Origin of the sequence: Clostridium sp. FP1 (assembly GCF_011065975.2) — a bacterium.
Lineage (GTDB): Bacteria > Bacillota > Clostridia > Clostridiales > Clostridiaceae > Clostridium_AD > Clostridium_AD tagluense.
Window position 1 is genome coordinate 4,288,590 of sequence record NZ_JAAMNJ020000001.1, and the last position, 13,558, is coordinate 4,302,147.

Annotated in this window: 7 protein-coding genes; all 7 read right to left on the reverse strand. The window is 32.1% G+C overall.

The window, feature by feature from the left end:
• Nucleotides 1-77: 77 nt before the first annotated feature.
• Complete coding sequence (locus tag G9F70_RS20525; RefSeq protein ID WP_164945530.1) at nt 78-845, reverse strand: tyrosine-protein phosphatase; 768 nt, start codon at nt 843-845, stop codon at nt 78-80.
• A gap of 12 nt (nt 846-857) precedes the next feature.
• Nucleotides 858-1,565, reverse strand: a complete 708-nt coding sequence (locus G9F70_RS20530) for a YveK family protein (protein ID WP_164945531.1) — start codon at nt 1,563-1,565, stop codon at nt 858-860.
• A 265-nt stretch (nt 1,566-1,830) separates the two neighbouring features.
• Nucleotides 1,831-5,829 carry an Ig-like domain-containing protein gene (locus G9F70_RS20535; protein WP_164945532.1) on the reverse strand — a complete coding sequence of 1,333 codons (3,999 nt, stop codon included), beginning with the start codon at nt 5,827-5,829 and terminating at the stop codon, nt 1,831-1,833.
• 97 nt (nt 5,830-5,926) lie between these two features.
• Nucleotides 5,927-9,760, reverse strand: coding sequence for a S8 family serine peptidase (locus tag G9F70_RS20540; RefSeq protein ID WP_164945533.1), 3,834 nt, complete (start codon nt 9,758-9,760; stop codon nt 5,927-5,929).
• Nucleotides 9,761-10,014: 254 nt separating this feature from the next.
• The gene (locus G9F70_RS20545; protein ID WP_164945534.1) at nt 10,015-11,496 is read right to left on the reverse strand and encodes an undecaprenyl-phosphate glucose phosphotransferase; all 1,482 of its coding nucleotides are present in this window, start codon (nt 11,494-11,496) and stop codon (nt 10,015-10,017) included.
• A 64-nt stretch (nt 11,497-11,560) separates the two neighbouring features.
• On the reverse strand, nt 11,561-12,427 hold the full coding sequence (locus G9F70_RS20550) for a glycosyltransferase family 2 protein (protein WP_224617714.1): 867 nt from the start codon (nt 12,425-12,427) through the stop codon (nt 11,561-11,563).
• Nucleotides 12,428-12,538: 111 nt separating this feature from the next.
• Nucleotides 12,539-13,552, reverse strand: a complete 1,014-nt coding sequence (locus G9F70_RS20555; RefSeq protein WP_164945535.1) for a glycosyltransferase family 2 protein — start codon at nt 13,550-13,552, stop codon at nt 12,539-12,541.
• Nucleotides 13,553-13,558: the final 6 nt, after the last annotated feature.

Sequence of the window (13,558 nt, forward strand, 5' to 3'; positions counted from 1 at the left end):
ATTATTTTTTTAAGTATCCAATTAATTTATGTATAAATCACAACTTGCGCGCTCAAGCATTAATGCTTGTTGCATGATTAATGCTTGAAAAACTGAAATATACTTTTCTTTTTCTTTATTTTTTCCATATTCATTTCTATAGCTTTATCTAAGAGTAACAATTCTAAATTCCTTGATACTTTTTTTTCTATTTCTCTATCTATGGCTTTGGCTTCTCTAAATCCTTCTATAAGGCCTGGGCATCTCCTATTTAAGGAATGAGCATCAGAAGCTATGAAGTTTACAAGACCCTCTTTCACTAGTAGCTTCGCACAATTTTGAATTTTCTTTCCAAATAAACCTTGTAGGCTTCCTGTATTAATTTGAAATATGCATCCCTCTTCAATAAAATCATTTATATTAATAGGTGATTCATTTATGTATTCATATCTTTCTGGATGTGCAATTATAGGCTTAATATTGAGAATCCTTAGCTCGTAAATTAAATCAAGGGCATCCCTTGGCAATTTATCCATAGGAAATTCAATAAGCATATAGCTTGTCCCATTTATCCCTCTTAATTTTCCCTCTTTGCAGAGCTTAAGTGAATATTTGTCTAGCATTACTTCTTGTCCTAGCAGTATTTCTACCTTTATACCTCTAGACTTTGCCTCAAGCTTTAACTCTTGATGCAGAGCAAAAACCTGTTCATAGTGATTTTCATATATACCACTTATATAATGTGGTGTAGCTACAATAGTTTTTGTTCCTTTTTCCTCTGCCAGCTTTAACATTTTAATGCTCATTTCCATATCCTTTGAACCATCATCAATTCCTGGAAGTATATGACTATGAATATCAATCATACTATCACCTTCCTATTTTTTCTCTACAATCATTCTAGGTATTACGCCCAGTACTGGTAATCCTAAATATTTTTCCACATCACTTTCGGTCTTTACAGTGCTATCCATGTAGTCCAAAAGGAATACAATTCCAAGCGAAACCATTAATCCTAGAAAGAAAGCAATTGCAATGTTTAATTTCTTATTGGGGCTAATAGGATTTTTGGGCATAATAGCTTTATCCATTACCTGTATATCTCCACCTGTAGGATAAACCTTTTTTGAGGATTCTATAAAGGATGTTGAAATAGCATTTATAATATTAAATACCTCTTGAGGCTTTTTACCCTTAGCCGTGATTATTAGAATTTGAGTTCCAGTTTGTGGAGTAACCGTAATGCTCTTTTTAATCTGCTCTAACTCTAAATTACTATGTAATTTATCCAAAGCCCCCTGTGATACTAAATCAGACTTAGCAATTTCAGTATATGTCTTAAGTAAATTTTGATACATCATTACATCACTATTTAATTGTGCAGCCCCACTTGCAGTTTCCTGTGGCTTTCCAACTATTATGCTGGTACTAGCCTGGTAGGTTGGTTTTATAACAAAAAAACTTGCTATACCTGCTATAATAACAGCCATAACCGTTATAGAAACTATTAACCATAACTTTTCTTTTATTATTATAAGATAATCTTCAAGACTTATATTGGTTTCTCCATTCATTTCTTCATTCATCCGTAGTTCCTCCTAGTAAAAAATCATATGATTGTATTATATCATTGTTTGCTGTTGGGGTAAATAATGATTTCTATAAAATGCTATTTTTCGTACTGTTTTATATTTTCCTGATGCTTAATTAGAAATTTATTTGTTAACTAATAAAAAAATCATGTTTTGTACTTCAAAAATCAGCATGACGAAAAACTACCGAAATATAAATTTCGGTAGTTCTCCTCCTTTGCTATGGCCAAGTTTTTTTTATTTAATTTTTTATATTACCTTACTCTATTGTTTCTACTACTTTTAGTAGGTCATCTAATTTGAATTTTACAATTGGTTTATAAAAACTTACTGTATTCACTCTAACTGAAGTTCCTGCTTTGGATGAGCTGGCAGTTGTTTTGTCACTACTTACTGCTTCTACCATTCCACTTACATTAAAGTCTATAGCAGAGCTAGTTGTTACTGTAATTGCACAAGTAGCTATTTTCCCACCATCTTCAGTAGTAGCTGTAATAATGGCAGTTCCTGCTTTTATTGCTTTTATATCTGCCATTGCTGCTATACCACCTGTAACTTTAGCTACAGCTTCATTACTACTAGTCCATGTTACATTTTTATTTGTTGCATTGTCTGGGTTTATTGTTGCTACTAGCTCTATTGATTGTCCTGTTGTTACACTTGCTGTTGTTTTGTTTAGACTTACTCCTTCTACCTTAATGCCAATACTAGTTTGCACTATTTCAAAATCTAATTTAGTACTTAAAGAAGCATTAGCTGCTTTTACAAGACCATGATATTTACCTACTTCTAAAATAGTATTAAATGCAGCTTTCCCTGCTGAATCAGCAGTTAATTGATCAATGAAAGCTATATCCTTATTTTCTTTATAGATTGCTATTGTAATTTGTTGATTTAAAGCCTTAATATTATCTACCGCTACAATAACTTTCTTTTGTTCAATCTTTACAACTGCATTAAGCTCTATTGCAGGGCTTGTTGTAGTTGTTACTGTAATTGCACAAGTAGCTATTTTCCCACCATCTTCAGTAGTAACTGTAATAATGGCAGTTCCTGCTCCTATTGTTTTTATATCTGCCTTTGCTCCTATACTACTTGTAACTTTAGCTACAGCTTCATTGCTACTAGTCCATGTTACATTTTTGTTTGTTGCATTGTCCGGGTTTATTGTTGCTATTAACTCTACCGATTGTCCTGTTGTTACACTTTCAGTTGTTTTGTTTAGACTTACTCCTTCTACCTTAATACTAATACCAGTTTGTACTATCTCAAAATCTAATTTTGTACTTAAAGAAGCATTAGATGCTTTTACGAGACCATGATATTTACCTGCTTCTAAAATAGTATTAAATACAGCTTTCCCTGCTGAATCAGCAGTTAATTGATCAATGAAAGCTATATCCTTATTTTCTTTATAGATTGCTATTGTAATTTGTTGATTTAAAGCCTTAATATTGTCTACGGATACAGTAACTTTCTTTTGTTCAATTTTTACAACTGCGTTAAGCTCTATTTCAGGGCTTGTTGTAGTTTCTACTGTAATTAAACAAGTAGCTATTTTTCCACCATCCTCAGTAGTAACTGTAATAATGGCAGTTCCTGCTCCTATTGCACTTACATTTGCCTTCGATTGTGTACTACCTGTAACTGTTGCTACAGCTTCGTTACTACTTTTCCATGTTATTTTTTTATTTGTTGCATTTTCTGGATTTATTGTTGCTATTAACTCTATTACTTGTCCTGATGTCGTATTAACAGTGGATTTATCAAGACTTACTCCTGTAACAGCATAAGTTGGTGCTGGCACTTTTGCTACTTTAATTATACAAGTAGCTATTTTACCACCATCCTCAGTAGTAACTGTAATAGTCGCAGTTCCTACTCCTATTGCTTTTATATCTGCCATCGCTTCTGCACTACCTGTAACTTTAGCTACTAGTGGATTACTACTAGTCCATGTTACATTTTTATTTGTTGCATTTTCTGGATTTATTGTGGCTGTTAATTTTAGTTCTCCAGCTGCTGTCAAATCAGCAGTGGTTTTATTAAGACTTACTCCCGTAACAGGAACTGGCACATCTGCTACTTTAATTGTACAAGTAGCTGTTTTTCCACCATCTTCAGTAGTAACTGTAATAGTAGCAGTTCCTACTCCTGTTGCTTTTACATTTGCCTTTGCTCCTGCACCACTTGCAACTGTAGCTACTAGTGGATTACTACTAGTCCATGTTACGTTTTTATTTGTTGCATTTTCTGGATTTATTGTGGCTGTTAACTCTATTGACTGTCCCGATGTTGTATTGGCAGTGCTCTTATCAAGACTTACCCCTGTAACAGCATAGGTTGGTGCTGGCACTTTTGCTACGTTAATTACACAAGTAGCTATTTTCCAACCTTCCTCAGTTTTAACTGTAATAGTTGCAGTTCCTACACCTATTGCTTTTATATCTGCCTTTACTCCTGCATTACTTTTAACTGTAGCTACTAGCGGATCACTACTAGTCCATGTTACATTTTTATTTCTTGCATTACTTGGATTTATTGTTGCTGTTAATTGTAATATGTCACCTATTGTTAATTCTGAAGTTGTTTTATTTAGACTTACACCTACAACATCATAAGCCGCTGTTGATCCTCCACTTGATCCTCCACCTGTGGATGGTGGTGTTGGCTTTGATGGATTTACTTTTTTCTCAACTGTTCCTAAACCTGTTTGTGCAACAGTTTGACCATTCTGATCTAATGTAGTAACTGTTGAACCCTTCCCTAGCTCCAAAACTACTGGACTATTAGTAGTTATTTTCTCTATTTTAGTGTTTTCAGTTGTAGCAACAACTGCTTTCTTATTTACTTCTACTTGACCGAAATTACCATCGAGAGTTATTTTTTCATTATTTGCAGGCTCTATAACAACCTTTAAAATTTTAGCATCCTTAGCTGTTTTTAGAGTTGCTTTAGTTTTAACTATTATATTTTTATCAAAGCTTCCTCTTAGTTCAATTAAACTCTCAGTTTTGCTTTGATTTTCTAAAACCTCAATATTACCAAAGGAACCTTCTGCGGCATCAAGTATTACACTTGATTTGACCTCTGTTTTTTCAATACTTGTTTTACCTTTAATTTCTATTCTAACTGATTCCTTAGCATTGGTACTATTAACATTTAATGTTTTTACATTAATATTGTTAAAGTGAATACTATTTGCTGCTCCTGAAAGAACCTCTATAGTACCCGCAGTTACATTATCAAGCTTTACTGTACCTTTTTCTCCTGGATTAAGGATTAAAGTTCCTTCAACTTTAACATTATTCAAAGTTGCATTGTTGCCAGTTATTGTAACATTGCCTTTAACATTTGCATTATTTAATACAACATCATTTGCTGTTATATTAATTTTTTTGTTTATTTCCATTGGGTTTTTTAAATCTTTTGAACCATATATTACTCCATTTTCCTTGATATTAATTTCTGTAATTTCAGGCTGTACTTTCTTTTCAGTAACAGTTATTACTTTTAATTTCCAAGCCTCATATATACGTCCATTAAATTTAGCTTCCTTACCCCATAAAGTAGAGTTTGATGACATAGCCCAAACATCTAGAACATAAGTACCAGGTTTATCAGCTAGGAAGCTTAGATCTTTTCTATAAGCCTCATTATCTAGTTTCCACGCATTACTATTTACATCATAGACATGTAATTTGTAAGTGTATGGGTCTTTCATTCCTGAGATGTCTTCGATTCCATTTACTTTTATGGTTTCTCCAACTACATAGTTATCCTTTTCTATATTCATATCTCCATTAGTATAAACTCTGTTGTTATTATCCTTATTTACACAATTTAGATATGAAATATAATAACTATCATATCCACCGTTTTTGTTTTTAAAATTACCTTCCGTGTCTGCTTTTTTTACCCAAATAGAAAGTTTGTACTTTCCAACTTCATATTTAGCTGACCCAGCCACCTTAGTAATATCATTTGCATTTCCAGCATTAGTGTAGTTCGGAGTTAACTCCTCCCACTTATCGCTTCCAATCTTATTTTGGAATATTCTGTACTGCACTTTCTCTGCTCCCATAGCCCTTAAGTAAAAGGTCTCAGAATCACCCTCCACTAATGGCGAATGCTCAACTCCTAAAAAAGCAACTTCTGTAATAGTTTCAGCAGCTTTTGCCGGTACATAGCTTAAAAAAGTCATAGCAATAAATAATATTGCTAAAACTGAACTAAGCCTTTTTTTTAATTTCCCCATTCTTCTCCCCCTTTTATCATATATTGAACTGTAGTCTAAGTCATTTATAAAAAGATGAGGAAAGCGTATTGACCACATCTTTTTATAATTACTTGCATTACTTTACTACGGGTATTTGAATTGCTTCTGATAAAGATTCTTGTCCTTCTATACTATCCCAAACAAAGCATTTAACTATATAATCTCCATCAGTAGGCATTTTAAAGCTCGTTGAAAGGGTAGCTTTTCCTCCAGCTTTTACAACTTTAGGATCTTTAGCATATCCTACTAATTTATTAGTCAATTTATCATATACAGCAAAAATCAATGTTACTTCTTGATCTTTAAGTGTGTAATTTACAGCATTTATCTCAATCTTTGCATCTGCGGCTAATTTAATTTCTTTTGGCATATTTGCTGTCTGAACTGCTATTCCTGTAGCTATTCCTTTAGCCTTTGCTTCTACTTTTGCTTTTCCAACAACATTTCCTTTTTCATCTACAGCAATTATAAATCCTCTATGAGTTCCTTGCGTATTTGGTATTTTTAACCCACAACTTATATTTGCTATTTGTCTATCAAGAGTAACATTGGGATTCTTAATTTCTATAACATTTTCTCCATGTGATGAATTAGCTACTTGCATTGTGAAATCATAATTTGTAACATCTGCTGTTCCATATGCAATTATTGCTAAGGCATATTTACCTGCTTTAAGGGATTCTAAATAAATATCTTCATCACTGCCGCCATTACCTGATGATGCAATCTTATCTCCTAATTCTCCCTTTTCATCAACTTTATAAAGCTCGAGATCTATATCATCCCCAGCGAATTGTGGATTTCTAGTATGGAATCTAGCTACTATATTTGCATCATTTTCTGGTATAGTAAATGGTACTAATGTGGTATCCCCATTATTAATAGTTTTTCTTTCTTTAACTATATTTGTATTTTCTCCTACAAGTCCAGTAGCTTTCAGCGTTATTGCTTTTGAATCATTTTCTGTAGCATTTAAAATTTTCATGGCAAGGTCTTTTTCAATGTATTCCCCAGCCTTACCTTCATATAAAACTACCGATGGGTCAATAACCACTCCTTGCATTTCTGCTTTTATGGTATGTTTTCCTTTAGCTTTAGTAGCAGCGTCTGGACCATATGTTCCTATTGAACCTCTGCTAGAATATACTGCCACTTCCCAAGTTCCTGCTGTAGGATTGTCAAGAATTATTTCTTGTTTCCCAACATTAAGAAGTCTTGCCCCTCCCAAATCTTCTCTTTGTATTCCTGATGGTTCTGCAACGAATGCAGATACATAGCTTAAATCCTCTTTATCATTTCTTTCAAGCGTTATTTTTACCTTTTCTGTTCCATTAGGAATTTTTATAAAGTGCTTGTCCCATTCTTGTAAACCAAATTCTCTTGATTGACTTTCAGTTACAACTGGGCTTTTTATATTTAAATCTAAATAATTAACTAGGGTTATTGGAATGAATCCTTCATTTAATGTAGTACTAGGATCATCCATTCTAATTATTAATGAGTTTACTCCTTGATTTAGCTTAGACTTGTCTATTTTTAAAGTTAAAGTTTTAGACTCCCCTGCTGATAATTTAAGAGTATCTTGCGGTAATGTTAACCATTCTGTTTTGTATACCTTTTCATTATAACTGTCTTTAACCAAGTTTACGTTTACTGCTTGATTCTTAGTATTAGTAATTGTAACCTTTACTTCATTTGGAATATCGCCATTTCTTACATAAAGTCCTTCTGGAGTATAATTTAATTTTTCTGTATAGTTAAATTCAGTCTTTAATACTATATCATTTCTATCTATATAACTTCCATCTTTCTTTAAACTTCCTTGATCTAGTCCTTTTCCTTTTAAGCCTTCTAAATATGTTAATGCTAAGTTTGGATCAATCATACCCCCACCTATTTCAGCTGGCTTATAGATCTTATTGTTTAAATCTTTATTTCCAGTTTCAAATATAGCTTCTTTAACTACAAGTGGGTGATATGCTATACCTTTTTCATTAATAGCTTGCTTTATAGCAGCAAGCACACCTGCTGTATATGGACTTGACATACTTGTTCCTTGCATTAATCCGTGTCCTACAGTTTCCTCTTTGCCTGCTCTTATTTTTTCTGCAAACCACATTGGATATGATGAAACTTGACTTCCTGGAGCTACTATTGTTGGTTTTAATCTACCATCTTCTGTTGGTCCATTACTTGAAAAGTACCACATATTATCTGGCACTGTAGGGTATCCATAGTTTGACCATGCTGGATTATACGCACCTACTGTGACTGCCCACTCACTAGTTCCTGGGGTTCCTATTGAGTTTGTAACGGGTCCTTCATTTCCTGCTGAAATAGCAAAAATAGTGCCATATTTTTTAGTTAATGTATTTACTAAGATAGCCGATGGCTCTCTTTGGTCATTTAAGTCTGGTAAACTTCCAAGACTCATGTTAACAGTATCTGCTCCATTTTCACAAGCATATTCCATAGCTGCCATATATGCAGATTGTGGCGTACCAGAATGACTTTGGAATACTCTACATGCCATTATTTGAGCTCCTGGTGCAGCCCCTTTTAAAGTTCCATCAGTTATTAAATTTCCTTCTTTATCTTTTAATGTCTTGTCTACAAATGGGAGTACTTCATACCCATTTCCTGCTGCATCTCCCGAAACATGAGAACCGTGCTCATTTCCATCGTATCCTAAATTTACAATCCATTGTTTGCTTCCATCTTTAAGTTCTCTATTTTCAACTTCAGTTGCTACAAAATTATATTGACTTCCTACTGGATTTTTCCCCTTGCCAGCATCCACAAATTTATTTGATAATTTATTATATGTCTTTTCATATTCAGCTTTAACTACTGGTTTTCCATCTTTTAATACAGGTTTTTTATCTTCACCCATTTCAAATATAACTTTATCTGCCATAGGTTTTACGAGCTCTTTATATACGCCCATTTCTTTTTCTTTTGTAAAGTCATTGTCTGCATTAGTGTCTACAAATATTTTATCATTTGCTTTATCCGAATCAGAATAATTCATAACAACTACTGGGAATTTATCTTTAAAAGTTCCATTATTATTTAAATCATGTGGAATTTTTTTGTTAGTACTACTATCAACCCTATATACAGGTTCCTCAAAGAAATATCCAAATAATACCTTTTCGCCCGCACTATCTGGTAAATACATTTTTGCTTCTCCATCTTCTATATATTTTTTTCCATCCGCTGTTTTAACATCTGTTTCTTTTAATTTTACATCGCCTTCACCAAAATCAGTATATTTTTTATAGAAATCTTGATAATCTACAATTTTAATCTTACCATCGGTAGTAAGGGTAAGCATTTCATTCCCTGGTTCTACGCCTGTATCAATGATAGCTATTTTTGTTCCTTTACCATCAAACCCCGCTCTCCAGAACTTTGTCATTCCTACTACCTCGTTACAGTATTCTAAGTTAGGCTGAGCTATACCACCCTTTAGGTCCTTAGCTTCTTCCAAATCAATAGGTTTAGGTAATTGTAATATTTTATCTCTACCAACAGCTTTAACTTCTTTTATATTACCAATATTATTTGCTTTATTTGCAGGAATATTTACAACATAAACGCTTGTACTCATTTTGTTTACTTCTGCACCTAGACTTTCTAATTTTTGGGTTATATCACTTCCTTCACATACTAGAAGTAATTCCACAGTTTTTTCAGTTTTGGGATTATCAACTCCTTGCCCTAAAATAGCTTTACTGATTTGTGCTTTGATAATTAATTCATCGGATTTAACTGGTTTATCTGTTTTTAAATTTCCAAAGCTTTTCGTATTGCTGTCTGTATACTGAATTCCTTTAGCCATTGCAGGTAAACTGCTAGTTGCAAGCAGAGTAGCAGTTATAACTGCTGAGATTAGTTTTTTATTCAAAATAATGCCCCCCTTTTTTATAAACATAAAAATAAAATACATTTAAAATTCCCTATTTTTACATTATTGTATTATTATACTATTTATATATTACATTAGCAATATATAAATTGTTTGACAATTGATTTTTTTATCCTACTGTTCCTTTATATATGTTGATTTTTCATTTATCAAAAAAAATATAAAATCACTCTCAGTAAAAATTCCCTAAGAGTGATTTTATGTGTATAAATGAATTTATGAAAGAGTTACTATTAATATGCATTCTTATTCATAAATCCCTTAAATATTGTAAGGAAAAGAATTTTCATATCAATAGTAATGCTCCAATTTTCAATATAATATATGTCATATTCTATTCTCTTATGGATGGAAGTATCCCCTCTCCAACCATTAACCTGGGCCCAGCCTGTCATCCCCGGCCTAACATGATGCTTAATCATGTATTTGGGTATCTCTTCCTTAAATTTGTCCACATAAAAAGGACGCTCTGGTCTTGGACCAATAAGGCTCATATCACCCTTTAAAACGTTAAACAACTGCAAAAGCTCATCAATACTTATTTTCCGTATAAATGATCCAAATTTTGTTTTTCTAGAGTCTTCCTTAGTAGTCCACTTATTAACCTCATCTTCAGTCCGTTGTACTTTCATAGAACGAAACTTATACATAGTAAAGGGCTTTCGATTTCGTCCAATTCTTTCTTGCTTGAATATAATGGGGCCTGGTGATGTAAGCTTCATTATTAAAGAAGTTACAAGCATTATGGGTAAAAATAAAATAATACTTAAGATTGAAAACACTATATCAAATGCCCTCTTTATAAAATTGTTTAGAAAATTATCAAGAGGTACATATCTTAAATTTATCATTGGAAGCCCATCCATATCCTCAAGATAAGGTTTGGAAGGTATATATTTATAATATCCAGGAATAATCTGAACTCTAATTCCCATCTTTTCACAAACCCCAATTATGCTCCCTATTTTGAAGTATTCCTTTAAATCAAGAGTTATAAATATCTCATTCACATTAAATTCATTTAAAAATGACTGTAAGCTATCAATTTTACCCAGGATTTTTATGCCTTTATAATACTCCAATGTAGCTGCTACTTCCTCATAGGTGTCTTGATCAAAATTATTTAACTCAGCCTTTAGATTATTATTGTTTATACTTCCTACTTCTACATTATCATCAAGAATACCTATAATATTGTATCCCCAATGGGCGTTAAAAACTAATTTACTCATAAGTTCATAGGTCATTTCACTTAAGCCTATGACAAGGATATGCTTAAGATTATAGCCATTTTTTCTTAGTCTTCTAAGTATTAAACGCATTATGAATCTTTCAATAAAGGTAAATGTAATGCACAATATACCGAAAATAAATATGAGATAACGAGAATAGTCTACAACCTTAAATAAATAAAGTGCTAAAATAAATATTAAGATTCCTACCACATTGGACCTTATAATACTGATTAATTCTTCAAATGGTTTTCTCACTCTTTGAGTTGTGTATAAACTAAATACGCTATAAATAAAAAGGTATAAAGGTATTATAAATATCAGTGGAAAAAGGTATTGCTCAAAGGTTAAATGTCCATCATTTATATTAATAAATCTACTTTTAAATCTAATAATCCAGGATAAGACTAGAGCCAATATAATAGAAATAGCGTCAATAAGTACAAGAGCTTTGCTTAAGTATTTTTGATTTTGCCTTATCATATTAAAAAATACCCCCCTAAGTAAAATACTAACTAATCTACGTTAATTACTGAAAGACTCAGCTTTACCTTAGTTTAAAGAAATTAATAAAAAAAGACACTGACATTTTTACTATTATTGTAGCAAACACAATTCCAGTAACTATAAAATTATATTTATTACGGTAATGCTTATTATAAAATATATACATGGCTCTGTGAAACTCATAAATAGTCTTATATCTTTTCCTTTTACTACTGCCACCCTTATAGTGTATAGTTACAGCTTTTGGATAATAAATAACCTTGTAACCAGCCTTTTTTATTCTAAAGCACCAGTCCAGATCTTCTCCATACATAAAGAAGGTCTCATCCAAAAGGCCTACCTTACTAAGTACCTCTTTTCTAACCATCATAAAAGCTCCTGTAAGAGCATCCACTTCATTTATTTCATAAATGGGAAGGTAGTTCAACGTATATTTCCCAAACCTTTTCCTAGCTGGAAATAATTTATGAAGCTTTAATATATAATATAAAGAAGCCTCTGGCGTTGGAAACCCACGTCTGCAAGCATGGTCAAGCTTGCCACTACCAAGTAGTAACCTGCATCCAAGTGCACCTATTTCCATATTACTATCCATATAATGCAAACATTTTTGGAGGCAATCCTCAAGAACTTTTGTATCAGAATTTAAAAGTAAAATGTAACGTCCAGAAGCTTCTTTAATCCCTATATTATTCGCTTTTGAAAACCCAAGGTTGTCCTTATTCTCTATTAGATTAACTTCTGGATATTGCCTTTTAACCATCTCAATGCTTCCATCGGAGGAATCATTATCAACAACAATAATTTCATATTTAGTATTATCCCCTGTATCTATAACAGACTTAATTGTATCCCCTAGTAATTTTTTTGTATTATAGTTTACTATAATTATTGATATATCTATCATTACTAAAACCCTCGTTCTTAATTTTTACCAAATTATAATATAACTTCAATTTAAATCATATTACAATTTAGTAAAATGTTGTAATTATTTTCACTCATTACATAGCTAATATTATCTTAGTATAACTATAAAATGCCTTAAGGATTTTTTTAGCTTTAGTAGTATATAGTAAAAAGTATTTATAATTAGCTCATATTCTACTTTTAAATAATTAGCTAAATTTTTATTATAATACTTAGTTTTTTTTATAAGAGAATATTTATTAAAGGCTTCCTTAACGCCATTTATATAATCATTTCCAAAACCTATTTTATAGAAGAATACTACTTTCACTAAAAATCCAATCATTAAGAACGGTAAATTTACAATCAATTGTAAATTAGGCATATTTTTTATAACTAGATAAATATTATTTCTACCAGCAAGCCTTACTTTAAAGCTATTATATTTGCTTCCACTTGTAGCGCTGCCGATATGATAAACAATAGCCTTACTACAATAGATGTTTTTATATCCATTTAACTTAGCTCTGTAGCTAATATCAACATCTTCCATATAAGCAAAAAAAGACTCATCAAAATATCCAACTTTTTCTAATAAATCTTTTCTATAGATTGCAGCTCCTGCGCAGCTACTAAAAACTTTTTGATTTTTAGTATATTTTTCCCATGAAGCTCCATCTCCACGTTTATAAGCCCAGCCTAAAATTGTATACCCGTCCCCTGCATCATCAATTTTATTTCTTTCTGAATATTGCATCATTTTGCTACAGCAAGAGAATATATTTTCATCATCTTCAATGCATTTCACTAAATTTTGGAGCCAAAACTTGTCTACTTCCGTATCATTGTTTAATAAAACCACATATTCTGAATTGGAAGCTTTTATACCCTCGTTCACGGCCCTGCTAAAGCCGTAGTTTTCTTTTAAAGATATAAGTTTCTCTTTAGGATAGTTTTCTAAAATGAATTCACAGCTACCATCCTGTGAGGCATTGTCCACTATTATGATATCAAAGCTTTGAAAAGACTGACTGTATAAAGACTCCAAACAAACCCTGATATATTTCAGACCATTGTAGCTTGGAATTACTATTGATACCTTATGTAGCTTGTCTACTTTCATGCTCTT